This is a genomic window from Streptomyces sp. SCSIO 75703 (genome assembly GCF_036607905.1).
Classification (GTDB): domain Bacteria; phylum Actinomycetota; class Actinomycetes; order Streptomycetales; family Streptomycetaceae; genus Streptomyces.
Genome location: NZ_CP144555.1, coordinates 1,706,833 through 1,731,536 on the forward strand (window position 1 = coordinate 1,706,833; position 24,704 = coordinate 1,731,536).

At 69.0% G+C, this 24,704-nt stretch carries 17 protein-coding genes; 5 read left to right on the top strand and 12 right to left on the bottom strand.

Annotated elements, in window-relative coordinates:
• Positions 1-37: 37 nt before the first annotated feature.
• A protein-coding gene (locus VM636_RS07340) for an IS5 family transposase (RefSeq protein WP_338486324.1) occupies positions 38-837 on the bottom strand; the annotation gives its coding sequence in 2 pieces (ribosomal slippage) (positions 38-498 and positions 498-837; 801 coding nt in all).
• A 149-nt stretch (positions 838-986) separates the two neighbouring features.
• Between VM636_RS07340 and VM636_RS07345 the strand changes: the two genes are divergently transcribed.
• The 3 genes from VM636_RS07345 to VM636_RS07355 all read left to right on the top strand — a co-directional run bounded on the left by VM636_RS07345 (position 987) and on the right by VM636_RS07355 (position 5,013).
• A complete protein-coding gene (locus tag VM636_RS07345; protein WP_338484061.1) occupies positions 987-1,109 on the top strand; it encodes a hypothetical protein in 123 nt (40 codons plus the stop codon).
• Between the two features lie 521 nt (positions 1,110-1,630).
• A complete protein-coding gene (locus tag VM636_RS07350) occupies positions 1,631-3,253 on the top strand; it encodes an AAA family ATPase (RefSeq protein ID WP_338484063.1) in 1,623 nt (540 codons plus the stop codon).
• The gene (locus VM636_RS07355; RefSeq protein ID WP_338484065.1) at positions 3,250-5,013 is read left to right on the top strand and encodes an ATP-dependent helicase; all 1,764 of its coding nucleotides are present in this window, start codon (positions 3,250-3,252) and stop codon (positions 5,011-5,013) included. Before VM636_RS07350 ends, VM636_RS07355 begins: the two co-directional genes overlap by 4 nt.
• 291 nt (positions 5,014-5,304) lie before the next feature.
• Here the strand turns inward: VM636_RS07355 and VM636_RS07360 are convergent, their stop codons facing one another.
• The 5 genes from VM636_RS07360 to VM636_RS07380 form a co-directional block, all read right to left on the bottom strand.
• Complete coding sequence (locus VM636_RS07360; RefSeq protein ID WP_338484067.1) at positions 5,305-8,448, bottom strand: DEAD/DEAH box helicase family protein; 3,144 nt, start codon at positions 8,446-8,448, stop codon at positions 5,305-5,307.
• Entirely contained in the window at positions 8,448-9,707 is a 1,260-nt protein-coding gene (locus VM636_RS07365; protein WP_338484068.1) for a restriction endonuclease subunit S, read from the bottom strand. The genes VM636_RS07360 and VM636_RS07365 overlap by 1 nt, the downstream gene beginning before the upstream one ends.
• A gap of 35 nt (positions 9,708-9,742) precedes the next feature.
• Entirely contained in the window at positions 9,743-11,485 is a 1,743-nt protein-coding gene (locus VM636_RS07370) for a class I SAM-dependent DNA methyltransferase (RefSeq protein WP_338484070.1), read from the bottom strand.
• Between the two features lie 469 nt (positions 11,486-11,954).
• The gene (locus tag VM636_RS07375; RefSeq protein WP_338484072.1) at positions 11,955-13,298 is read right to left on the bottom strand and encodes a class I SAM-dependent RNA methyltransferase; all 1,344 of its coding nucleotides are present in this window, start codon (positions 13,296-13,298) and stop codon (positions 11,955-11,957) included.
• Between the two features lie 681 nt (positions 13,299-13,979).
• Positions 13,980-16,046: an APC family permease gene (locus VM636_RS07380; protein ID WP_030422532.1), complete on the bottom strand. Its 2,067-nt coding sequence runs from the start codon at positions 16,044-16,046 to the stop codon at positions 13,980-13,982.
• A 649-nt stretch (positions 16,047-16,695) separates the two neighbouring features.
• On the opposite strand from VM636_RS07380, the gene VM636_RS07385 reads away from it, so the two are divergent.
• Together VM636_RS07385 and VM636_RS07390 are read left to right on the top strand one after the other, a co-directional pair.
• Positions 16,696-17,367 carry a TrkA family potassium uptake protein gene (locus VM636_RS07385; protein WP_030422533.1) on the top strand — a complete coding sequence of 224 codons (672 nt, stop codon included), beginning with the start codon at positions 16,696-16,698 and terminating at the stop codon, positions 17,365-17,367.
• The gene (locus VM636_RS07390) at positions 17,367-18,038 is read left to right on the top strand and encodes a TrkA family potassium uptake protein (RefSeq protein WP_030422534.1); all 672 of its coding nucleotides are present in this window, start codon (positions 17,367-17,369) and stop codon (positions 18,036-18,038) included. Before VM636_RS07385 ends, VM636_RS07390 begins: the two co-directional genes overlap by 1 nt.
• A 149-nt stretch (positions 18,039-18,187) precedes the next feature.
• Here the strand turns inward: VM636_RS07390 and VM636_RS07395 are convergent, their stop codons facing one another.
• The 6 genes from VM636_RS07395 to VM636_RS07420 all read right to left on the bottom strand — a co-directional run bounded on the left by VM636_RS07395 (position 18,188) and on the right by VM636_RS07420 (position 24,704).
• The gene (locus VM636_RS07395) at positions 18,188-19,072 is read right to left on the bottom strand and encodes a DUF3159 domain-containing protein (protein WP_053914417.1); all 885 of its coding nucleotides are present in this window, start codon (positions 19,070-19,072) and stop codon (positions 18,188-18,190) included.
• 3 nt (positions 19,073-19,075) lie between these two features.
• Entirely contained in the window at positions 19,076-19,474 is a 399-nt protein-coding gene (locus VM636_RS07400; RefSeq protein ID WP_078856198.1) for an OB-fold nucleic acid binding domain-containing protein, read from the bottom strand.
• Positions 19,475-19,535: 61 nt separating this feature from the next.
• Positions 19,536-20,252 (bottom strand): response regulator, encoded by a 717-nt coding sequence (locus VM636_RS07405; RefSeq protein WP_051821523.1) that lies wholly within the window; start codon positions 20,250-20,252, stop codon positions 19,536-19,538.
• A complete protein-coding gene (locus VM636_RS07410) occupies positions 20,249-22,855 on the bottom strand; it encodes a sensor histidine kinase KdpD (RefSeq protein WP_051821524.1) in 2,607 nt (868 codons plus the stop codon). The genes VM636_RS07405 and VM636_RS07410 overlap by 4 nt, the downstream gene beginning before the upstream one ends.
• A 244-nt stretch (positions 22,856-23,099) precedes the next feature.
• A complete protein-coding gene (locus VM636_RS07415; RefSeq protein ID WP_053914416.1) occupies positions 23,100-23,795 on the bottom strand; it encodes an ABC transporter ATP-binding protein in 696 nt (231 codons plus the stop codon).
• A gap of 153 nt (positions 23,796-23,948) precedes the next feature.
• Positions 23,949-24,704 (bottom strand): DUF3710 domain-containing protein, encoded by a 756-nt coding sequence (locus VM636_RS07420; protein WP_030422540.1) that lies wholly within the window; start codon positions 24,702-24,704, stop codon positions 23,949-23,951.

A 24,704-nucleotide genomic window follows, 5' to 3' on the forward strand; every position in this document is an offset into this window, starting at 1 on the left:
CACCGCCATACCCCAACCAGGGCACTAAGAAGTAATCTCATTTGGCGAGTCTGCGATAACAGATGAGGGTGCAGGCGATGCTTGTGAAGGCAAGGAAGTGCTCTGCCTTGCGCTCGTAGCGACGGTGGAGCCGTCGGCAGCCGGCGAGCCAGGACATGGTGCGTTCGATGGTCCACCGGTGCCGTCCGAGCCGCTGCGAGGTGTCGACGCCTTTGCGGGCGATGCGGTGCCGGATACCCCGCTGGGATAGCCATTTCCGCAGGTGGCGGTAGTCGTAGCCCTTGTCGGCATGGAGCTTGCCGGGCCTGCGCCGGCGGGGACCCCGGCGGGAGCGGATGGGCGGTATGCCCTTCACGAGCGGGATCAGGGCCTGGCTGTCGTGGACGTTGGCGCCCGAGATTCCGACGGACAGGGGCAGACCGGTCCGCTCGGTGATCAGGTGGATCTTCGAGCCGAACTTGCCCCGGTCCACAGGATTCGGACCCGTCAGGTCCCCCTTTTCAAGGCCCGCATGTTCACCGAGTCGATCGCACACCGCGACCAGTCCAGATCGCCGCGGGCTCCGAGTTCGTCGAGGACCAGGCGGTGTAGCTTGGCCCAGACCCGGGCCTTTGACCACTCGGTGAACCTGCGGTGAGCCGTCGCTCCGGACGGCCCGAACGACGCTGCGGGCAGCTGCTGCCACGTGCAGCCCGACGTCGCCACGAACACGATCGCGGCCAGCCCTTCACGGTCACCGTGCCGACGTCGGCCGCCGCCCTGCGGCCGCGATGGCGCCTCCGGCACCACGCGCTGGAACAGCTCCCACAACTCGTCCGGCACCAGCCGCTCAACAATCCCCGCCACGACCAACAGCCTACTGGGCCAAATGAGATGACATCTAAGCCTGTGAAAACGTGTGCTGAACAGCCCGGCGCTCGGATCCGCAACCCCCGGCTCACGGCCACATCGCCGGATCCGACGCGATCAGCCGCTACGACCTCGGGGTGCTCATCGCCCAGCGTGACGGCCTCAACGCCTCCCGGCTGCGCGTCGGCCGGCGGGCGGACACGCGCTCGCCAGGAGCCCTCGACGTGCGCATCGACAGCCACACCACAAGCGTCGGCTGACCACCAGGGTCCACGGTGCCTGCGAATTTCTCGGCGAGCGGTGAGGCGAGAAGTCGGAACTTGCTTGCCTGGGCCGTCGTTCCTCGGGGAGCCAGACGCACACGCTCACAGCCCTGCTCCAAGACATTCCCTTCCAGCTCGCCCACGGCCATCGGCGCCGAAGAGCAGACCGGACCGGGCTGCGCTTGACCACGCAGCCCGCCATCCTCCGCCCCCTGGTTCCCGCCTCCCGATCAGTGGTCGCGCAGAATTCCTTTACCCGTCCTCGCGCACCCGACTATTACGCTCGGGCGGTGGCACCGTGCTCTCGACTCGGACAGCTTCGTGCCCCGCCAGGAGCCTGGAGCACCGGTTTCCAACCATCATCCCGGATCAGAAACCCGAAATTCCGGAGCCCGGAAGCCCTAATCGTCGTACTCTAACCGGGTGAACCTCAGCGCCCTGTTGAATCCGCCCGTGAGTCATTCCGGCACCGTCGTTCGGCGTCCGAAGCCCGTATTGCGACGGGCAGGTCAGCGACGGTGAGGCTCACCAGGCTGAAAGTCGTCAACTACGCCCGATTGCAAGACCTCGACATCGAGGTTCGCAAGCACCTTGTCGTCGTGGGCGCAAACGATGTCGGCAAGACGTCGCTCCTGCGGATGCTTAACCTCACGCTAGGCGCCACGCTCGGCCAGTTGTACCAGAGTCTGTCACGAGCGGATCTTCGGGACCAGGATCAGCCACTGACCGTGGAGGCGGTTCTGGCCGACTTCTCCATCATCGAGAAAGCCCTGTTCCACCGTGAGATCGACATCGATGCCAGCTCCGACGCCGCATCGCTGACGGTCCGTCTCGATGTGCAGCCCAACGAGGATGACGTGGAGGCTGTGGTCATCCACCGGGTCCTGACCGGTACGGCAGACCGTCGCGCGCCGACTCGCCAGCAGCTCGACGCGTTCGGCTGGCGCTACCTGCCGGCCACGCGCGGGACGAACGGGGCGCAGCTTGGGGGCCCGAACAGTGCCCTGCAGCTGATGTTCGACAGCCTCGACATGGGCGCGGAGCGGGCCGCCCTCACGGCGATCCTCGGCGATTTCAACGACAAGCTCCACGTCAGCGAGAGTCTGACCAAGCTCCGCAAGAAGATCGCGGGGCACTTGGCCAAGGCTATGCCGCGCCAGGTCACCGCCAACGATCTGGCTGTGCGCACCGCGGCCGACCCGGGTGCGTCCGTGCTGGAGGGCGTCTCGATGTTTCTCCATCGCGATGACCAGTACGTGCCGATCGCCCAGCAGTCGGATGGTCTTCGCCAGCTGATGGCGCTCACCCTGTTCGACCTTGCCGAGAACGCCGCGAACATCATCGCGGTCGACGAACCGGAACTCCACCTGCATCCTGCCAGCCAGCGGACCATCGCCGAGTTGTTCGCCGCGGCCGAAAACCAGAAGATCGTCTGCACGCACTCGCCGTACGTTCTGCAGCGCTTCGAGCCGGCCCAGGTGCTGGTGGTTGCCCCCGGTGGGGATGTGCACCAGGTGCCGGATGGTGGCCTGGGTGCGGTGGAGAAGCTCCGCGCCCAATGGTGGTCCCCGCGCCTGCTAGAAGCCCTGACCGCCCGCTACGTCATCGCGGTCGAAGGCGTCGCCGACAGGATCATCGTCGAAGCGGCAGCACGGGCACTCGGTATCGGGCTCGACCGTCTCGGCGTAGTCGTCTTCGAACTGGACGGTGCCGACAAGTTCCGGCACGTCTACAAAATGCTCGGACCAAACGGCTTCGGCGTGCACGTCCTGGGCCTCGTAGACAAGGCCGAGGAAGGCATCTTCCTCGGTGCTATCGGGGGCCGGCCGAAGGATCTGATCGGAACGAAGGTCTGGTCCAGCGACAGCGACCTGGAGGATGAGTACTGCAAAGCGCTGACCGGGCCTGGCGCCGGCCGCATCCTCATCGACGCAGGCGTGTGCCGACTCGAGGGGCTCCTCCAGGCGTGTGGTGCCTCCAGCGAGGATGAGCTCACGTCCGAAGCCGTCGCGGCCTACTGCCGCAGGAACAAGACCGATGCGGCCACAGCCATCGCGGACGCGATAACCCGTGAACAAGCGGAGGCGATAGGTAGCGTCGCTGGAATCCTCACCCGGGCTAAGGAACTGGCCGGAGGATGAATCAGGACACGGGACAGGACCTGGCCTACAGCCCAGCGGCGAATCTCCTGGCCATCGCACCGCCGGGCTGCGGCAAGACGGAGCTGCTCGCCCGACGCGCGGTTCACCTACTCGGTGCGCTACAGCCCCACCAGCGCATCCTCGCACTGACGTTCTCCAATCGCGCGAAGCAGAACCTACGTGAGCGCCTTTTGCGCACTCTGGGACCGCAACGTTTTTCGCGCCACGTCCGAGTTACCAACTTCCACGGGCATGCCGCTGACATCATCCGCGCCCACGGCCGGACTCTCGGGCTCGATCCGAACACTCCGATGCCTGGCCGCTCAACCCTCACCGACGCGATCTCCTTGTTCACCGACGGCCTAGACATCGGCCCTGCCATCAACCGCAGGAAGGCCATCGAAGCGGCCCTGACCGCCGCAAAGCAGGGCCCATACGACGACGATGAGGTGCGCGAAGCCCTCGCCGCCAGCGGTAACACCTTCGCCCAGCAGATCGAGGCCAAGCGTCTCGCAGAAGGGATCTTCCACTACGAGGATCTGCTCCGGCACGCCCAACGGCTGCTCAGGGTCGAGGAGATCGCCCGCCTGTACCAACTGCACTACGGTGCGGTTCTGGTCGACGAGTTCCAGGACATGTCACCGCAGCAGCTGGAGATCGCCCTCGCGAGCAGCTCGGCTAGCCGGACCTTCGTCGGCGACCCCCTTCAGGGGATCTTCAGCTGGGCCGGCGCACGGCCCGCTGAGGTGGAACGGGAGTTGAGGCATATCTGCGGCGAACCAAGCCGGCTCACTCTCTCGTATCGGTCCTCCCCCGCCGTGCTCGACGTCGTGAACCATGTCGCAGCCCGGCTCAACGATGTCGCGGATCTCCGGTCAGTCCGGCCTGATGCCTGGCCTCAGGGCGGGGCCGCAGCCACCGCGGGCTTCAACAGCGGGGCGGAGGAAGCAGGGTGGATTGTGGACCGGTCAACCGAAATCCTGTCTGCCTTTCCCAAGGCGACCATCGGCGTCATCACCCGGTCTGGGTGGCGCCGCAAGTACGTGGATGCGGCGTTCTCGAACGCAGTCCACCTCCGGTGCCAGCGCTGGGACCTCGCGATCGAGGACAACACCATGGTTCAGCGGCTGGTGGCCACGGTTGCCCAGCTGCCGCGCCAAGCCGATATGGAGAGGCTGCGAAGCGCGGTGCTTGGAGGCATCGACCCGGGCGATGTCGACACGATGGAACAGGCGACGAACGCCCTATCAGAGTTCGAACGCCTGGCCATCCAGGCAGGATCTCTCGCCGCGGCGGCAGCCCAACTCCGCATCGTGGAGCAGGGCTCGGCAATCGAGCCGGGCGTCCACTTGCTCAACGCCCACACAGGAAAAGGGCAGCAGTTCGACTGGGTATTCGTGCCCGGCTTCGAGGACTGGCACATCCCAGATGGTCGGGCCGACACCGCCGAGCAACTGGCAGAAGAGCTCCGGGTCGTCCTCGTCATGGTCTCCAGGGCACGCCATGGCATCGTCATCACCCGCGCGCGGTCCCTCATCTCCAAGTCAGGCAATCCCTACGCCACGCGCGAGAGCCAGTGGTGGCCCATAATCGTCGAGGCATGCCCAATGAACGCCAACACCCTCGCCCAGCACATCTCCGAACTGGTATCCCAGGGAGCCCCTCGGGATGAGTCCGTGTCCGCACCGCCACAAGCGTCAGAACAGGTGCGAACCGAGGTCGCGGAGGATTCGGTGGCCACTGGCACAGTAGGCAAATGATCCCTTCGCACTTCATCGACATCCCGCCCCGAGCAGCACGAGGACCGGCAACCGCAGCAGGTTGCCGGGGCAGCACCACGCGGGGCACGGCCCTGACCGCGAGGCGCAGTCCGGGCCGTGCTGCCGTATCGGGGCTCTGCTGCCGTGCCGGGTACGGCCAGCGCTCGGCGCAGTGGTAGGCGCGACCTACTAGGTCCGCGCTCGGGCAGCAGGGCCATGGTTCCTTGGCCTCACTCCCGCAGAGGTGTGGTCTGCTGGGGCGGGACATGCGGGATATGCGTGCTGCCGCATCTAAGAATCCACGTGCTGATCGACCGCTGCTTCGTAGAAGGCATCCGCGAGGGCGACGATGATCGAGTTGATGGCCGGCCCGTCGGTGAAGAAATAGTCGGCCATCGTGTTGTGGGCGTCCTGGTTGTCTGCGACCGCCTCCGTAACGGCTGCTTGGAAGTCCTGCGACTCCACGAACTGCTTCTTGGAGTTCACCTTGGTCTGCTTTACCAAGTTCGGGTCGGCGAGCAACCGCTGGACGAGGCCCTGCACGAATTCCCTGATCTGGTACTCGGCGAACGACTCGGCGCCGAAGAGGTCGTTCATTTTGTCTATGACGACCTGGAGCGCGACGTACTTCGGGTCCTTCTTCGTTCCTGTGCCGGCGGCGCTGATGCCCTTCAGCTGCCCGTCACCCACGAGCGAGATGTCGACCGCGATTGCCTTGTTGTGCTTGACCCCGACCAGCACCACGTCGGAGAGGTCGACGTCGGCCGCCCACGCGGACTCGGCGATGACCTTCTCCAGCAGGCGCAGGAAGATCGAGAGCATCTCCATGTAGGGGTCGCCGTAGTCGACGATCTGGGACATGAAGTCATAGAGGCGTACGTAGGTGGAGACGTCCTTGCGGAACAGGTCGAGCGCCTGGAGCGTGACCTTGTCCTCTTCCGCGATCGCCCGCGCGTAGCGGCGCCGGAAGTCGTGCTGCGCCGGGCTAATCGCCGCCGAGAGTGCGTTGTTGCCCTTCCGTGTCACCCACAGTTCGGCGACCTTGCGGACGTCGTCCTCGGTGTAGATTCCGGCCTGGGCGAGCTTGTTAGCCAGGTGGACGACGACGTACGGGTCGGTCTCGGTCTCCAGGGTGGCGTTCTTGAAGTACGGCTCGAAGGCCGCCTTGATGTCCTCGGGCTTGTTGGCGAAGTCGATGACGAACGTCTTGCGCTTCTGCTCCCCACCAGCGGTTCGGTGGGTGCGGTTGAGCCGCGAGAGCGTCTGTACCGCGGCGACCCCCGACAGCTTCTTGTCGACGTACATCGCCGAGAGTAAGGGCTGGTCGAAGCCGGTCTGGAACTTGTTGGCGACCAGCATGATCTTGTACGTATCACCCTTGAACGCGGCCGCCAGATCAGCCCCGGCACCGGGGTTCATGTTGGCCTCGGTGAACTCGTCATCCTTAGACGGCTGCGGGCCCCAGTCACTGTGCCACGTCTCCTCCTCGGCCATCGTTACCCCGGCGGAGAAGGCGACCAGGGTGCGGTAGTTGTACGAGGCGTCCTCGGCGCTGCGCCTGGCGATATAGGCGTCGATGGCCCGCTTGTACTTCACCGCGGACTTGCGCGAGTCGGTCACCACCATCGCCTTCGCCTTGCCTTCGAGGAGGTAAGCGACGTTGGAGTGGAAGTGCTCGACGATGATTCGCACCTTCTGGCTGATGTTCGTCGGGTGGAGCTGCACCCACCGCATCAGGCCCTTCCGGGCGGCACCCTCCTCGACCTCCCCTCCGTCACCACTCTCGGCCCTGCCGGCGATCTTCAACGCGGTGTCGTAGTGCTGGTAGCCCTTGAGCACGTCGAGGATGTAGCCCTCCTCGATCGCCTGCTTCATCGAATACAGGTGGAACTCGTACGGTTTCCCGTCGGCGCCCTTGCGGCCGAACAGCTCCAGCGTCTTGTTCTTCGGCGTCGCAGTGAAGGCGAAGTAGGAGATGTTCTCCGACTCGGCCCGCTCGGTCATCTCCGAGGCCAGCAACGACTCCACATCGATCTCGCCACCATCCTCGATCTCCTTCACCTCCTCAGCGGTCAGTACCTGCTTCAACTTCGAGGAGATCTGACCCGACTGGGAGGAGTGCGCCTCATCGGCGATGACGGCAAAGCGCTTGCCCTTCAGGCCAGCGTCGGTCCGTATCTCGTCCAGCGCATGCGGGAAGGTCTGCATCGTCACGACGATGATCAGCTCACCGTTCTTCAACACCTGTGCCAGCAGACCCGACTTCGACTTCGCGCCGGCCTTGCGGACGTCCTCGGGGCTGATAGTCGCGACGATCTTGCCGGAGCCGTCGATCTGCCGGATCGCATCCTGCAACTGGGAGTCGAGAACGGTGCGGTCGACGACCACGATGACCGAGTCGAAGACCTTCCGATCATCGACATGCAGCCGCGCCAGCCGATGGGCGGTCCAGGCGATGGTGTTCGTCTTCCCCGACCCGGCCGAGTGCTCAATCAGGTACCGCTGCCCCACACCCTCCTCCTTCACCGCCTCGACGATGCTCGTGACGGCCTCCCACTGGTGGAACCGCGGGAAGAGCATGCTCGTACGCCGCACCGATGTGCCGGCGGTGACGTCCCACTCCTCCTTGGTCTGCACGATCATCAGCCGCCCGATGATGTTCAGCCAGGCGTGCTTCTCCCACACCCGCTCCCACAGGTACGCCGTCGACGACCGTCCGTTCGCGCCGGGCGGGTTACCGGCACCGCTGTCGAAGCCGATGTTGAACGGCAAGAAGTGGGTCTTCTCCCCCTCCAGCCTCGTGGTCATCGCCGCCAGGCCGTTCGAGACAGCGAAGTGCACCAGCGCCCGGTGCCCGAACGACAGCAACGGCTCCGGCCGCCCGTTCGTCAACGGATTGCGATCACGCTTGTACTGGTTGACCGCCTCGTCCAGCGACTGGGTGAAGTCGGTCTTCAACTCCACCGTTGCCACCGGGAGCCCGTTGACGAAGAAGACCAGATCGATACTGCGCTGGTCGGCGGTCGAGAAGTGCACCTGCCGCACCACCCGCACCCGCATCGCCTCGTAGTGCGCCGTCGTGGTCTCGTTGAGCGACGTCTCCGGACGGAACTGCGCCATCTTCAACCGGCCACCGCCGATGTACTGCACCCCGTTACGCAGGATGTTCAGCGTCCCACCGCCATGTTCCAGCGGCCGATCGAGCGCCGCAGTCAGCACGTCGAGAAACTTCGCCTGCGACCCCGCCGCCTTCAACGCCTTCTCGTACGCCGGCCCCTGCGTCTCCTCCAGCCACGCGAACAGATCAGCGGGGAACAATGCCCGCTCTCTGTCGTACTTGCCACCGTCGCGGTCGTTCTTCGAGTACAGCCAGCCGTGATCCCGCAGGTACTCGCAGATCTCCTTCTCGAAGACCGGCTCGTTATGGTCGGCCATCACGCCCCCTCTCTCACGTCGATCTGGCCCGTCACCGCCGCCGTGATCAATGCAGATCGGCGCTTCCTGGAAAGTTCGACGAACCGCTCCGTCTCAGTGATGAGTGAGTCGATCTTCACTGTCTCCTCGTCCAGGAATTCGACGATGCGGCGCTGCTCGTCGAGAGGCGGCAGCGGAATGCGAAATGCCTTTAGGTCTCTCATCCCAATCGTTCGGATCGTCGAGCCATTCTGGAATGAGTCGAAGAAAGGCTGCATCGCATCCTCAAACAAGACCCAGAGGTACTCGGGATCAAGATCCGGTCCGCACACCCACGCCGCGAAGTGCTGAGATGTTGCCATCGGAACACCCATGATCGCAGTACGGCCGACAGTGGCGTCCCGAGAGAGGACAACAGTCCGTGCTGGAAGGAGACGGGCGGAGCTGTTGGCAATTCCAGCGTCACTGATGTGCTGCGTCGTGTCGTTTAGGTACTTGACACCTCGCATCATCCCAACATCGTGGAGGCTTACCCACGGGATATAACAGTCCTGCCACCAGTCCTCCCGGGAGCGGCTCGGAGTGTGTCCGCTTTCGAGTGCTGCAACGGAGGTGAGTGGGACGACACGCCAAGCAGCTGGGAGCGTCTTTGCCCACGGCAAGGGACTTTCGGTCTCCTCCGTCGATGTCGTTCCGTGTAAAGCCACGTTGACGCGAAGTGCAAACCGACGCTCACGAAGCATCTTGATCAGCTGCTGCTGCTCTTCGATGAGCGTGTCGATGCGGGCTGTCTCGCGGTCGAGATAGTCTGCGATGGCGCGCTGCACCTCCGCTGGCGGAAGCGGGATAGGAATCCTGGCAAGCTTCTCTGCCGTGAGGTGCGGCATTGAGACAACGTTGGAGCAGGCACGGATGAAGCCACTAGCCCGCAACGCAATCAAGTAGAAAGCGATGAAGCGCCCGTCAAAGTCTCCAAGCGGCCGAAGTCGGTTGATCGAGTTCTGGAATCCCCAGCCAGGAATATCCTGATCGATATACGCGGCACGGCCGAATCCGCCCTGGCCGCCCTCGACGACGACCACGTCGCCCGCGCGGATACTCAACTGCTCAAGTTCGCCCTCACCGAACCACATCTCATTCACGTCGTCGAGGGCCAATACGCCATCGGGCTGCACATTCGCAGCGCGCATGTAGGGCGCACGCGTGTCACTGCCCGAATCCTTGCCCTGCAACATCTTACCGAGCGTGACCGTCGCGGCGTGCTTGACCTGGCCTGCCATCCATCCATCGGGCAGGGCCTCCCAAAGAGGACCGGTCACTGCTCCACCTCTCGCAGGAGGTCAAGAATCTTGGCGACCTGCTTCTCCAGATCGGCATCGATGTCGGCGAGCGGCCGGGGCGGGACGTACCTGTAGAAATGGCGGGTGAAGGGGATTTCGTATCCGACCTTTGTCTTCGCCCAGTCGATCCAGGCATCGGGGACGTGCGGCTTCACCTCCGCGTCGAAGTACGCCTGGATGACCTCGCGCTCCGCCTCCGCGTCTGCCATCGAGTCGCCGTAGGTGAATGGCACGTTCTCGGTGTCGCGCTTCTTCGAGTCTGGCTTTGGGTTGCCCTTTCGGTCGACGACCGGCTTACCGTCTTCCATTAGCGGGCGCTCGACGGTGATGTTCCAGTAACCGAACTCGTTGCTTCTCAGTACCTTGGAGAGATCGGGATCAGCTTCTTCGAAATCGGCGTACAACTGCACAATCTTGGCCCGGTCATCGTCACTGATCTCGCGGTTCTTCGAGCCGAGACTCGGGCGCATCCTGGTCCAGAACGATGTGCCGTCGATGAGTTGGACCTTGCCCTCGCGGTCGGGGTGCTTGGTGTTGTCGAGGATCCAGATGTAGGTGGCGATGCCGGTGTTGAAGAACATGTTGGTCGGCAGCGCGACGATCGCCTCGACCAGGTCGTTCTCCAGCAGCCACCTGCGGATGTTGGAGGGGCCCGACTCGGCGGCACCGTTGAACAGCGGCGAGCCGTTCATGACGATGCCGACGCGGCCGCCGCCGTCCTCAGGTGCGCGCATCTTGTGGGCCAAGTGGAGCAGGAAGAGCATCTGGCCGTCCGAGGTCGCGGGGAGTCCCGGCGCGAAGCGGCCGTAGGGGCCGGCGGAGTCGCGCTCCTCCTTGACTGCCTTGGCGTACTGCTTCCAGTCCACCCCGTAGGGCGGGTTGGACATGCAATAGTCGAACTGGCGGCCCTTGAAAGCGTCGTCGGTGAGCGTGTTACCGAAGGCGATGTTGGTCGCGTCGTGGCCCTTGGCGAGTAGGTCGGACTTGCAGATGGCGTACGACTGCGGGTTGTACTCCTGGCCGTACAGGCTCAGCTTCGCTTCGGGGTTCTCGGCGAGCAGGTGTTCCTCTGCCAGGGAGAGCATGCCGCCTGTGCCGGCGGTGGGGTCGTACAGCGACCGGATGATGCCGCCCTCGGTGAGGTCGACGTCCTTCTCCGCGAAGAGCAGGTCCACCAGCAGCCGGATCGCGTCGCGCGGCGTGTAGTGGTCTCCTGAGGTCTCATTCGCGGCCTCGTTGAACTTGCGGATGATGTACTCGAACGCATCCCCCATGTCTGCGTTGGACACCACGCCGGGATGCAGGTCGATGGCGCCGAAGGACTTGACGATCTCGCGCAGGAGCCCGGCCTTCTCCAGGGCCAGGATCTCCTTCTTGAAGTCGAAGAACTCGAACACGTCCACGTCGGCGGAGAACCGGTCGATGTAGTCGGCGAGGTTGTCCGCCAGCCCGTCCGCGTCGGCCAGCAGGTTCGCGAACTCGTAGTTGGAGGTGTTGTAGAACGTTCGGCCCGTGACCTTCTTGACCTCGACCTTGAGCCGGTTCGGGTTCTCGTGCCTCGCAGCCAGCTCCCGTACCGCCGCGCGGTCCGGCTCGAGGATGCAGTCGAGCCGTCTCAAGATCGTGAACGGGAGAATCACCGTCCCGTACTGGTTGGGGCGGTAGGGGCCCCGAAGCTGGTCAGCGATTGACCAGATGAAGCTACCGAGCGTGCTCACAAGGTTCCTCACGAGAATCGTCTAGCAGTGCCGATCACTCTGCCAGAGGCAGCAGCCAGCGTCCCATGGTTCACCTATTGGACCTCCTCGACGTGCTCTTGCCGATCGGCCCCGGAGCCTGCGCGTGCTGCCGGAGCGGAACTTGCCTAAGCGTTGGAAGATGGCAAAAGCGAACCAGGCTCGTCGGACTTCCACTACGGCGAGATGAAGATGCGCCGGCACGACACCGAAGCACCTCTGGGCAAGCAACTGCTCCTGAGCGTGCACTGGACAGTGGCCGGATAAGAGTTGCGGGTCGTTCGTGCCCTCACCTCCCGCAGGAGGACTCCGACCCACCGTCACCGCAGGAAGAACCAACTGACCCTCCATCAGAACGAGCGTCAAATGAGCGTCACGAGCGTCATTTCAGCGTCAAGATATCGCCCATAGCGCCCACAACGCACATAATGCGCACGCACAAAACAGCAGGTCAGGAGCCCTTTGCTGCCGGTTCAAGGATCGCGACACACTCCACGTGGTGCGTCATCGGGAAGAGGTCGAAGGCCCTCAGGGTGCGGGGGCGGTAGCCGCCGGTGCGGAAGTAGGCGAGGTCGCGGGCGAGGGCGGCCGGGTCGCAGGCGACGTAGGCGATGCGGCGGGCGCCCAGGGACGCGAGGTGCTCCACCGTCTTGCGGCCGGCGCCGGCCCGCGGGGGGTCGAGGACGATGAGGTCGGCCCGCGTGATGCCGGTGCGGGGCAGGACGGACTCCACCTTGCCCTGTTCGACGCGGACCCGGTCGAAGGCGGCGAGGTTGTGCCGCGCGTCCTCGACGGCGCGTTTGCCGGACTCGATGCCCAGCACCGCCCCCTGGTCGCCGACGCGGTCGGCCAGGGCACCGGCGAAGAGGCCGACACCGCAGTACAGGTCGAGGGCGGTGTCGCCCTTGCGCGGCAGCAGGCCCTGCATGACCGCGGTCACGAGGGTGTCCGCGGCCCTCGGGTGGACCTGCCAGAAACCGCCGTTGCCCACCCGGTAGGTGCGGCCGTCGGCGCGCTCCCGTACGAAGGGGCGGCCGTGGACCCGGTGGACGCCACCGTCCTTCTCGCCGACCCGCATGACCGACACCGGCCGGTCGAGTTCGACGATCGGCAGCCGTGCGCCCGGCCTCGGCGTGAGGATGACCTGCCGGTCCTGCGAGCCCGTCGCCGCGATGGCCTCGACGGAGGCCATGCCCGTCCAGTCCCGCCGCTCGATGCCGAGTTCGCTGACGCCCTCGGCGGCGATCATGCAGTGGTCGACCGGCTCCACCTCGTGCGAACGGTGCCGGCGCAGACCGGCGCGGCCCGCCTCGTCCACGGCGTACTGCACCCGCGTGCGCCACGCGGGGACCTCGCCGGCGGGCAGCTTGTCGCCCTCGGCCGGCATCACCGTGCCGTCCCAGCCGGCCTCCTCCGGGGTGAGGCCGGCGAGTCGCTGCAACTGCTCGGCGACGACCTCGCCCTTCAGGCGGCGCTGCGCGCCGGGCTTCGCGTGCTGCCAGTCGCAGCCGCCGCAGCGGCCGGGGCCGGCGAAGGGGCAGGGGGCCTCGACGCGGTCCTTGGAGGCGTCGAGGACGCTGACCGCGTCCGCGCGCAGGAAGCGCGCGCCCTCCTCGCCCTCGGTGACGCGGGCCACGACCCGTTCGCCGGGCAGCGCGTGGCGCACGAAGAGGACCTGGCCCTCGGCGGTCCGTGCGACGCAGTGGCCGCCGTGGGCGACGGGGCCGACCTCGACCTCGTACTCCTCCCCCACCAGGGACGTTCCCGCCTGCGGATTCTTCGGTTCTGCCTGCATGGCGGGGTGACTCCAGTACGACGAGGGGGAACGTGCGGACAACAGCCGTCCGGTCGCGGCCAGCAGCCGTCGAGTCTACGTCGGCGGCGGAGGCTCCCGCACCGCCAGCCTCCGGCGCGGGGACCTCCGCTACGGAAGCCTCCGGCGCGGGGACCTCCCCGCGCGGGGACCTCGGCACCGGCAGCCTCCGCCGCCGGGTTCCGCCGCCGGACTTCCGTGCCAGGGCCTCCGACGGCGGACCCCCGTGCCGGACCTCGCCGCCGGACCTCAGCCCGCGGATCCCGGTGCCCGGCCGACGGCCGACCTCGGTGCCCTGCTGCCGGCGAAACTCGCCGCGGGGCCAAAGGCCGATCCCAGTACCCGGCCGACAGCGAAACCCACCCCCGAACCAAAAGCCGATCCCAGTACCCGGCCGACACCGAAACCCACCCCCGGACCAAAAGCCAACCTCGGTACCCAGCCGACACCGAAACCCACCCCCGGACCAAAAGCCAACCTCGGTACCCGGCCAACGGCGGAACCCGCCGCCCGGCCGGTCGGCGGAACCCGCCGCCCGGCCGGTGGCCGGCCTCGTGCCGGGCTTCGGGCGGCGGCCTCCGACGGCGAGACCACCACCCGGGGCGCCGCCCTTCCACGGCCCGCCCCGGCTCCTAGGTCCCCGGGGCGCCACCCCGCCGCCGGTTACTTCGGCGGCGGCTGCGGCTCTTTCGTCGGGCCGGCTTTCGCCGGGCCGCGGCGGACGGCGCCGGGGGCCGACCACTCCTGGCGGCGGCGGGCGCGCAGCCGGGCCGCCTCCGAGGACTGGAGCTGGTAGGGCACCGACGTCACCATGACGCCCGGCGTGAAGAGCAGCCGGCCCTTGAGCCTGAGCGCGCTCTGGTTGTGCAGCAGGTGTTCGTACCAGTGGCCGACCACGTACTCGGGGATGATCACGGAGACGGCGTCGCGCGGGGCCTCGCGGCGGAGGTTCTTGACGTACTCGATCACCGGGCGGGTGATCTCGCGGTAGGGCGAGTCCAGGACCTTGAGGGGGACGTCGATGTTCCGCCGCTCCCACTCCTCGCGCAGTTCCTTGGTCTCCTGCGGGTCGACGTTGACGCTCAGCGCCTCCAGGCTGTCGGAGCGCAGCAGTTTGGCGTAGGCGAGGGCGCGCAGCGCGGGCCGGTGGATCTTGGAGACGAGGACGACGGAGTGGACCCGGGAGGGCCGGCCCGTGTCGTCGCCGGAGGTCTCGTCCGGGGCCTCGGGGGCGGCGATCTCCTCGGCGACCCGGTCGTAGTGGCGGCGGATGGCGGACATGGTCACGAAGAAGATGCACATGCCGAGCAGCGCGACCCAGGCGCCGTGGCTGAACTTGGTGGCCAGGACGACGACCAGCACCACCCCGGTGAAGAAGGCGCCGAAGGTGTTGATGGTGCGCGAGCGGATCATGTGGCGGCGGGCCGCGGGGTCGCGTTCGGTCGCCAGGTGCCGGTTCCAGTGCCGCACCATGCCGATCTGGCTGAGCGTGAAGGAGACGAAGACGCCGACGATGTAGAGCTGGATCAGGCGCGTGGAGCTGGCCCCGTAGACGACCACGAGCAGGGCCGCCGCGCCGGCCAGCAGCACGATGCCGTTGGAGTAGGCGAGGCGGTCGCCGCGGGTGTGGAGCTGGCGGGGCAGGTAGCGGTCCTGGGCGAGGATCGCGCCGAGCAGCGGGAAGCCGTTGTACGCGGTGTTCGCGGCGAGGAACAGCACCAGGGCGGTGGCCGCGGCCAGCACGACGAAGAGGAAGCTGCCCCGGCCGAAGACCGCCTCGGCGACCTGGGAGATCACGGGGTCCTGTACGTAGTCGGGGCCCACGGGCACGCCGTTGTGGAGGAGGTCGGTGGCGGGGGCCTCGGCCATGCGGACCTTGGTCGTGGCGGCCAGCGCGATGATGCCGCAGAACATGGTGACGGCGAGCAGGCCCATCAGGGCGAGGGTGTTCGCGGCGTTCTTGGACTTGGGCCGGCGGAAGGCGGGGACGCCGTTGGAGATGGCCTCGACGCCGGTGAGCGCGGCGCAGCCGGAGGAGAAGGCGCGCAGCAGCAGGAAGACCAGGGCGAAGCCGGCCAGCCCCTGGTGCTCGGCCTTGATCTCCAGGTCGGCGGTGGGGGCGCGCATGCTGTGGTCGAGGACCAGGCCCCGGAAGGCGCCCCAGGCGATCATGATGAAGACGCCGGTGACGAAGACGTACGTCGGGATGGCGAAGAGGGTGCCCGACTCCCTGACGCCGCGCAGGTTCATCAGCGTCAGCAGCACGATCACGGCGACGGCGCAGAGGACCTTGTGCTCGACGACGAAGGGGATGGCGGAGCCGAGGTTCTCGATGCCGGAGGAGATGGAGACGGCGACGGTCAGGACGTAGTCGACGAGCAGGGCGCTCGCCACGGTCAGGCCGGCCTTGGGGCCCAGGTTGGTGTTGGCCACCTCGTAGTCGCCGCCGCCGCTCGGGTAGGCGTGCACGTTCTGCCGGTAGGACGCGACCACGGTGAACATCAGCACGACGACCGCTGCCGCGATCCACGGGCTGAAGTGGTACGCGGACACCCCGGCGATGGACAGGACCAGCAGGACCTCGCCGGGCGCGTAGGCCACGGAGGACAGCGGGTCGGAGGCGAAGACGGGGAGGGCGATCCGCTTCGGCAGGAGCGTTTCGCCGAGCCGGTCACTGCGCAATGCGCGCCCGATGAGAATCCGCTTGGGCACGTCGGTCAGTTTGGACACAGCTGAGCATCGTAGCCCTCGGACCGGGGGCATCCCACCCGCCACCCCAGATCTTGACGCCCTCTGCTCTCCGGGTGAAATCGGGCATCGCCGCGGCTGCGGAATCGGCCGGGCGCGGAGTTCCCATGCCTATATGACGAACACGGTCCGCCATGACGAACACGGTCCGCGGGGCGGACGAACCCGTCCGCGGGGCGCCCGGGACGACCCCCCGGGACCGTCCTCCGAAACCGGCCTGCGGGCCCCGTCCCACGGCCCCGCCCCAGCCCTCGCCCCGCCCAGGAGTCCCCATGCATCTCACCGCAGAGCTGATCGGCGGGGCCGCCACGCTGGCCGGCCTCGCCCTGCTGACCCTCGCCAGCGTGCGCAGCATCGGCCGCCGGTCGTCCGCCGGGGGGTGAGCCGGGCGGCGACGGCGGCCCGCGCGGGACGTCCGGGGGCGCCGCGCGGCACGGCGGGTACGTTGGGCCGGGGCGGGGGAACCCGGCTTGCCGGGCCCCCGAGCGGCGGCACCGTGGGTGCCCACCGGCATGATGTCCCCTGCGGCCCCGCACGCTGGCCGCGACGTGTCGCCAGGCGAGCCGAAAGAGAGACATGAGCACGACGTCAGCAGAGGTCAGCAGGCCCGTGGAAAGCGCGGTGTGAGGCGATGCATATTGTCATCATGGGCTGCGGGCGTGTGGGCTCCGCTCTCGCCCAGACCCTGGAGGGGCAGGGCCACACGGTCGCCGTGATCGACCAGGACCCCACCGCCTTCCGCCGGCTCGGCTCGGCCTTCGGCGGGCGCCGGGTCACCGGCATCGGCTTCGACCAGGACACCCTGCGCGAGGCGGGCATCGAGGACGCGGGCGCCTTCGCCGCCGTCTCCAGCGGCGACAACTCGAACATCATCGCGGCCCGGGTGGCGCGCGAGATGTTCGCCGTGGAGAACGTCGCCGCCCGGATCTACGACCCCCGCCGCGCCGAGGTCTACCAGCGGCTCGGCATCCCCACCGTGGCCACCGTCCGCTGGACGGCGGACCAGATGCTGCGCCGGCTGCTCCCCTCGGGGGCGGAGCCGCTGTGGCGCGACCCCACCGGCGGGGTGCAGCTCGCCGAGGTGCACACCTCGGCGTCCTGGATCGGACACAAGATCAGCCGGCTCCAGGAGGAGACCGGTGTGCGGGTGGCCTTCCTCACCCGGTTGGGCGAGGCGATCCTGCCCAGCTCGCAGACGGTGCTGCAGGAGGGCGACCTGGTGCACGTGATGATGCGCACCGACGAGGTCGACAAGGTCGAGGCGGCGTTCGCCGAGGGTCCCGACGAGGAGGCCGGTCACTGATGAGGGTCGCCATTGCCGGAGCCGGCGCGGTCGGCCGTTCGATCGCGGGCGAGTTGCTGGAGAACGGGCACGAGATCCTGCTGATCGACAAGGCGCCGACGGCCATCTCGGTCGAGCGCGTGCCGATGGCGGAGTGGCTGCTCGCCGACGCGTGCGAGATCACGTCCCTGGACGAGGCGGCGCTCCAGCGCTGCAACGTCGTCATCGCGGCGACGGGCGACGACAAGGTCAACCTGGTCGTCGCCCTGCTGGCCAAGACGGAGTACGGCGTCCCGCGCGTCGTCGCCCGGGTGAACAACCCGAAGAACGAGTGGCTGTTCAACGAGTCGTGGGGCGTGGACGTCGCCGTCTCCACCCCGCGGCTGATGTCGGCCCTGGTCGAGGAGGCGGTGAGCGTCGGCGACCTGGTCCGGCTGCTGCGCTTCAGCCACGGCGACGCCAACCTGGTCGAGCTGACCCTGCCGGAGGAGTCGGCGCTGGCCGGCACCCGGGTCGGGGACGTCCAGTGGCCGGAGGACACCTCGCTGGTCACCATCATCCGGGGCAACCGGGTGCTGACCCCGTCCCACGAGGACTCCCTGGAGCCGGGCGACGAGTTGCTGTTCGTCGCGGCGCAGGCCCGGGAGGAGCAGTTGGAGGACCTGCTGTCGGCGCGGCGGACGCCGCGCTGAGGCGAGGCGGTCCGCAGCGGCGGCCGTGACGTCCGGTACGGCCGCCGCCGACGGTACGCGAGGGGGCGCCCGGAGATCTTCTCCGGGCGCCCCCTCGTGTGCGGACCCACGCCTTGCCGGGGCGTCCCTCCGCGGGGCCGTGCCTCCGCTCAGCCCCGGCGGTGCCGTCCGCCGTGGCCGTCCGCCGCGCCGCGGTCACCCAGCGGGGAGCCGTGCGGCGCGGGGTCGGCGACGGGGGCCGTCGCCTCGCCGGCCAGGCCGTCCGCCGGGCGGTGTCCCGCCCACTCGGGCTCCGCCCGCCCGTGTTCGGCGGCGCGTCCGGCCGCGGGCTCGGCGGTCCGTTCCCGTTCGGCCCGCTCAGCCGCCTCCATCTCCGCGAACACGTCGATGGGCGCCGGCGCCTTCGCCAGGAAGACCCAGGTCAGCCAGACGGCGAGCAGGAAGGGCGGGATCTTGAGGGCGACCAGGACCCAGCCGAACCGGGTGGGGTCCGCCCACAGGTAGAGCGGGAAGAGGATCGCGCACTTGGCGAGGAGGATCAGTCCCCACGCGTAGCTCGCCCTGGTGTACGCCTTCTTGCGACCCGGGTTGCGGGTGCGCCAGGAGAGGTTCTCCTTGAACACCGGTCCGAGGATCAGGCCGAGCAGCGGCACCCCGGCCAGCGCCGTGACGAGGTAGGCGAGCGCCAGCCCCAGCGTGTAGAGCAGGCCGGGCAGGTAGAAGTTCTTGGCGTTGCCGGTCATCATCGCGAAGACCACGCCGAAGCCGACGCCGAAGACCCCGCTGAAGGCGTGCTTGACGGTGTCCTTGCGGGCGAGGCGGACCACGAGCAGCACGACCGAGACGCCCAGTGCGGCCAGGGCCGACAGGCGCAGATCGTTGCCGATCGTGAAGATCGTGACGAAGAGGAGGCCCGGCAGCACCGTCTCGACCATGCCCCGCACGCCGCCGAACGCGTCGAACAGGGCAGCCTCGGTCACCGTCCGTGCCTCGTCCGCAGATGTCTGGTCGGTCGGCTTGTCGAGCGACGTCACCGGCTACTCCCGTCCGAGGGGTCTCAGTTCGTATTTCGGGTTGAAGAGCACCCGGCGGCCCCGGCTCATGGAGATCCGTCCCGATGCGATGAGCTTGCGCCCTGGTTCGACGCCGAGGATGGAGCGCCGGCCCAGCCACACCACGTCCAGGGCGGCGGTGCCGTCGAACAGCTCGGCCTCCAGGGCCGGGACGCCCGCACGCGGTCGCAGGGTGACCGTGCGCAACGTACCAGTTACCGTGACGATCTGCCGGTCCTGGCAGTCCTCGATGGCTATGCAGCCGGTGGTCTCGGTGTCCTCCCGCAGCTCCTCGGACTCCAGGTCCTCCCTCGACGAGGAGAGCCGGTCGAACATGCGCCGCAACCGGCCCGCCGCCTTGCCGGAACGGGGAACAGCACTCATGAGTGAAGCGTACCGGGGAGCGGTGACGGGCACGCAGTCCCCCGGAAGAGGGCCGTCCGGCTCACCGTTCGAACCGGTAGCCCATGCCCGGTTCGGTGATGAAGTGGCGCGGGTGCGCGGGGTCGGCCTCCAGCTTGCGGCGCAGTTGTGCCATGTAGACCCGCAGGTAGTTGGTCTCGGTCCCGTACGAGGGGCCCCAGACCTCGCGCAGGAGCTGCTTCTGGCTGACCAGGCGGCCGCTGTTGCGCACCAGGACCTCCAGCAGGTGCCACTCGGTGGGGGTCAGGCGGACGTCCTTGCCGCCGCGGTGGACCTTCTTGGCGGCGAGGTCGACGGTGAAGTCGGCGGTCTCGACCAGGACCTCGTCGCCGCCCGGCACCGGTTCGGCGCGGCGGACGGCGGCGCGCAGCCGGGCCAGCAGTTCGTCCATGCCGAAGGGCTTGGTGACGTAGTCGTCGGCGCCGGCGTCCAGGGCCTGCACCTTCTCGTCGGAGGAGTGCCGGGCGGAGAGCACCAGGATCGGCACCCGGCTCCAGCCGCGCAGGCCCCTGATCACCTCGACGCCGTCCATGTCGGGCAGGCCGAGGTCGAGCACGACGACGTCGGGGTGGCGGGTGGCGGCGAGGCGCAGGGCGGTGGCGCCGTCGTGGGCGGCGTCGACCTCGTAGTGGCGTGCCTTGAGGTTGATCACCAGGGCGCGCACGATCTGCGGCTCGTCGTCGACCACCAGGACCCTCGTGGGGGCCTGTGCCTGGGGGTTGCCCCCGGTCGGGCTCATGGGACCTGCCTTTCTGCTGTCGCGGGGCGCGCGGGCCGGGGCGCCGGGCCGGGAGCGCCCGTGCCGGGGCCGGGGCCGGGCGCGGTGTCGGGGGCCGGGCGCGGGGCGGAGCCGGCCGCGCGGAGGGTGAGGACCATGGTGAGGCCGCCGCCCGGGGTGTCCTCGGCGTTCAGGGTGCCGCCCATGGCCTCGGTGAAGCCCCGGGCGACGGCCAGGCCGAGCCCGACGCCGGCGCCGCGGGGGGCGTCCCCGTAACGCTGGAACGGCTCGAAGATACGGTCCTTCGCGTCGTCCGGCACACCCGGCCCCCGGTCGACGACGCGCACCTCGACGCGGTCGGCGAGGGCGCTGGCGGCGACCACGACGTGGCTGCCCCCGGGGCTGTACTTGACCGCGTTCTCCACCAGGTTGGCCATGGCGCGCTCCAGCAGCCCGGCGTCGACGGCGACCATGGGCAGCGTCTCGGGGATGTCCAGGTCGACGGTGCCGTCGGGGACGCCGCCGAGCGCCATGGGCACCACCTCGTCCACGTCGATCTCGCGGATCAGCGGGGTGACGGTGCCGGTCTGGAGGCGGGACATGTCCAGCAGGTTGCCGACGAGGTGGTCGAGGCGGTCGGCGCCGTTCTCGATGCCCTCCAGCAGTTCGGCGCGGTCCTCCTCGGACCAGGCGACGTCGTCGGAGCGCAGGCCGGTGACCGCGGCCTTGATCCCGGCCAGCGGTGTGCGCAGGTCGTGGCTGACGGCGGCCAGCAGCGCGGTGCGGATGCGGTTGCCCTCGGCCATGGCGCGGGCCCGGTCGGCCTCCTCGCGCAGCCTGCGCCGGTCCAGGACGACGACGGCCTGGGCGGCGAAGGCGGCGAGCACCCGGCGGTCCTCGGCGGGCAGCACCCGGCCGGTCAGCGCGAGCGCCATGTGGTCCCCGACGGGCATGTCCACGTCGGCGTCCTCGGGGCGTTCCACGGGCAGTCCGAGTCCGGCGCGGCCCGCGCATGTCCAGGGTTCCAGGTCGCCGGCGCGTTCCAGCAGGGCGGCCGACTCCATGCCGAAGGTCTCGCGGACCCGTTCGAGCAGGGCCTCCAGGCTGGTCTCGCCGCGCAGGACGTTGCCCGCCAGGAAGGACAGGATCTCCGACTCGGCGCGCAGCCGGGCCGCCTGGTGGGTGCGGCGGGCGGCGAGGTCGACGACCGAGGCGACGGAGAGGGCGACGCCGACGAATATCGCGAGGGCGAGGAAGTTGCGCGGGTCGGCGATGGTGATGCGGTTGACCGGGGGCGTGAAGAACCAGTTCAGCAGCAGGGAGCCGACCGCAGCCGAGGCGAGCGCCGGGAAGAGTCCGCCGAGCAGGGCCGCGGCGACGGTGAGCGCCAGGTAGAACAGGACGTCGTTGGCGAGGCCGAGCTGGACGGTGGCCAGCAGCGGGGTCAGCGCGAGCGGGCCGGCGAGGCCGGCGACCCAGCCCCACACGATCCGGGAGCGGCCGAGCCGGGCGCCCCGGGCGACGGGCAGCCCGCGGCCCTTGGCGACCTCCTCGTGGGTGACGATGTGGACGTCGAGGTCGGGTCCGGACTCGCGGGCGACGGTGGCGCCGACGCCGGGGCCGAAGACGTACTGCCAGGACTTGCGGCGCGAGGAGCCCAGCACGATCTGGGTGGCGTTGACCCCGCGGGCGAAGTCCAGCAGGGCCACGGGGATGTCGTCGCCGAGCACGTGGTGGAAGGTGCCGCCGAGGTCCTCGACCAGGGTCCGCTGGACCGCGAGTTCCTTCGGCGAGGCGGAGGTCAGCCCGTCGCCGCGGGCGATGTAGACGGCCAGCACCTCGCCGCCGGCGCCCTTCTCGGCCAGGCGCGCGGCCCGGCGGATCAGGGTACGGCCCTCGGGTCCGCCGGTCAGCCCGACCACGATCCGTTCGCGCGAGCCCCAGATCCGGGAGACACGGTGCTCGCTGCGGTACTGCTGGAGGTACTCGTCGACGCGGTCGGCGACCCACAGCAGGGCCAGTTCGCGCAGGGCGGTGAGGTTGCCGGGGCGGAAGTAGTTGGAGAGGGCGGCGTCGACCTTGTCCGGCTGGTAGATGTTGCCGTGCGCCATGCGGCGGCGCAGGGCCTGCGGCGACATGTCGACCAGTTCGATCTGGTCGGCGCGGCGGACCACCTCGTCGGGCACCGTCTCCTGCTGGCGCACGCCGGTGATCGACTCGACGACGTCGCCGAGGGACTCCAGGTGCTGGATGTTGACGGTGGAGATCACGTCGATGCCGGCGGCGAGGAGTTCCTCGACGTCCTGCCAGCGCTTGCCGTTGCGGGTGCCGGGGACGTTGGTGTGGGCCAGTTCGTCGACGAGGGCGACCCTGGGGTGGCGGGCGAGGACCGCGTCGAGGTCCATCTCGGTGAAGGCGGTGCCGCGGTACTCCAGCTCCCGGCGCGGTATCTGCTCCAGCCCGTGCAGCAGCACCTCGGTGCGGGGGCGGCCGTAGTGCTCGACGTACGCGACGACGCAGTCGGTGCCGCGCTCGACGCGGCGGTGCGCCTCGGCCAGCATGGCGTAGGTCTTGCCCACGCCCGGCGCCGCGCCGAGGTAGATCCGTAGCTTGCCGCGTCCCATGGCCCCATTGTCTTCCGGTCGGCGCCTCCCGCGCAGCGCCGGCCCCGCGCCCCTCGCGCCGGGGCATCATGACAAACCCGGCCGGGGCCGGGGCGCCGGGGCCGGTTCCCTTGACGCGCCCCTGACGCGCGCCTGGCGCACCCGCCTGGCGCGCCTCGCACGCCGGCCGCACGGCGAAGGCCGCGCGCTGACCCGGTGGGCCGGTCCGAGGTGGTGGACCGAGGACTCCCGAGAGGGCGGGCCCTCACCCCTCGGTGATCGTGCCGTCCCGCAGTTCCAGCACCCGGTCGGCGAGGCCGAGCAGGGTGGCGTCGTGGGTGGCGACGAGGGCGGTGAGGCCCTCGCTGCGGACGACGGCCCGCAGCAGTTCCATCACGGCGCGGCCGGTCTCCGCGTCCAGTTGCCCGGTGGGCTCGTCGGCGATGAGCAGTGCCGGCTCGTTGGCGAGGGCGCGGGCGACGGCGACGCGCTGCTGCTGTCCGCCGGACAGTTCGCCGGGCCGCTGGGCGGCGTGGTCGGCGAGGCCGACCAGGGAGAGCAGCAGGGCGACGCGTTCCTCGCGCTCCCGGGGCGGGGTCCGGCGCAGCCGCATCGGCACGCCGACGTTCTCGGCGGCGGTCAGGACCGGCAGGAGCCCGAAGGACTGGAAGACGAAGCCGACCCGGTCCCGGCGCAGCGCGAGGAGCCCGTCCTCGTCGAGCCGCGCGAGGTCGGCGCCGTCGACCTCGACGCGTCCGGCGTCCGGGGCGTCCAGGCCGCCCACGATGTTGAGCAGGGTGGTCTTGCCGGAGCCGGAGCGCCCCTTGAGGGCGACCAGCTCGCCGTGCGGCACCTCGAAGGAGACACCGCGCAGGGCGTGCACCGCGGCGTCCCCGCGGCCGTACGACTTGTGCACGTCCGCGACGCGCACCATGGCCTTCGTGGCGACCTGGCCGCTCATGATCCTCCCCCGGGTCCGGGCGCCAGTATGGCCAGCGCGCACCCGGTGTTCAACGCCTGCGCGCGCCCGGACCGGGCCGGGGCCGCGTCCCGGACGCGGGACGCGGCCCCGGCCCCGCGCGCACCCGGCGCGCGGTGGAGGGTCGGTGGGTCTCTAGCGGACCTCGGTGATCTCCGGGCCGCGCTGGAGCTGGCCCATGCCGCCGGAGAAGCGGGAGCCCTCCTCCTGCTGAACGCCCTCGGGGACCATCTGCGCGTCGTTCGGCAGCTTGAGGACGATGGGGTCGCGGGGGGCCATGGGGCCGTCGCCGCGCACCACCACGGTGTCCCGGAAGATCTGCTCCAGCAGTCCGGCGGCCTGCGGCTGCACGGCGCCCTGGCCGGAGATCACCCCGCGCAGGAACCAGCGGGGGCCGTCCACGCCGACGAACCGCACGACCTGGAAGCCGCCGGTGCCGTCCGGGAGCTGCACGGGCACCTGGGCCCGCAGCTCCCAGCCGAGGGGGCCCTCGACCTCGTCGACGATGCCGCCCTGCTGGGTGATGCCGGAGCCGATCTCCTCGCGCACCTCGCCCCAGATGCCCTCGCGCTTGGGGGCGGCGAAGCCCTGGAGCTGGATGGCGCTGTCGTGCAGGACGACGGTGGCCGCGACGATCGCGTCGCCGGCGACCTCCACGCGCAGTTCCATGCCGTCGACCCCGGGGACGAAGAGGCCGCCCAGGTCCACCCGGCCCTCGGCCGGGTCGCGTACCTCGGAGCTGTCCCAGGGCCCGTCGGGGCGCGGTTCGGGTTCGAGCCGCACCCGCTCGGTCCCGCTGTCGTCCGCCTGGGTGTCGATGCTGTCGACGACCTGCTCGGCCTCGCCGGCCGCGTCGTCGGCGGCACCCTTCTTCTTGCGACGTCCGAACAC

Coding starts and splice junctions, on each gene's coding strand:
- VM636_RS07360 (WP_338484067.1), bottom strand. CDS start 8,448: ATGGCCGACCATAACGAGCCGGTCTTCGAGAAGGAGATCTGCGAGTAC.
- VM636_RS07400 (WP_078856198.1), bottom strand. CDS start 19,474: ATGAGTGCTGTTCCCCGTTCCGGCAAGGCGGCGGGCCGGTTGCGGCGC.
- VM636_RS07405 (WP_051821523.1), bottom strand. CDS start 20,252: ATGAGCCCGACCGGGGGCAACCCCCAGGCACAGGCCCCCACGAGGGTC.
- VM636_RS07415 (WP_053914416.1), bottom strand. CDS start 23,795: ATGAGCGGCCAGGTCGCCACGAAGGCCATGGTGCGCGTCGCGGACGTG.
- VM636_RS07385 (WP_030422533.1), top strand. CDS start 16,696: ATGCATATTGTCATCATGGGCTGCGGGCGTGTGGGCTCCGCTCTCGCC.
- VM636_RS07355 (WP_338484065.1), top strand. CDS start 3,250: ATGAATCAGGACACGGGACAGGACCTGGCCTACAGCCCAGCGGCGAAT.
- VM636_RS07390 (WP_030422534.1), top strand. CDS start 17,367: ATGAGGGTCGCCATTGCCGGAGCCGGCGCGGTCGGCCGTTCGATCGCG.
- VM636_RS07365 (WP_338484068.1), bottom strand. CDS start 9,707: ATGGCAGGCCAGGTCAAGCACGCCGCGACGGTCACGCTCGGTAAGATG.
- VM636_RS07375 (WP_338484072.1), bottom strand. CDS start 13,298: ATGCAGGCAGAACCGAAGAATCCGCAGGCGGGAACGTCCCTGGTGGGG.
- VM636_RS07410 (WP_051821524.1), bottom strand. CDS start 22,855: ATGGGACGCGGCAAGCTACGGATCTACCTCGGCGCGGCGCCGGGCGTG.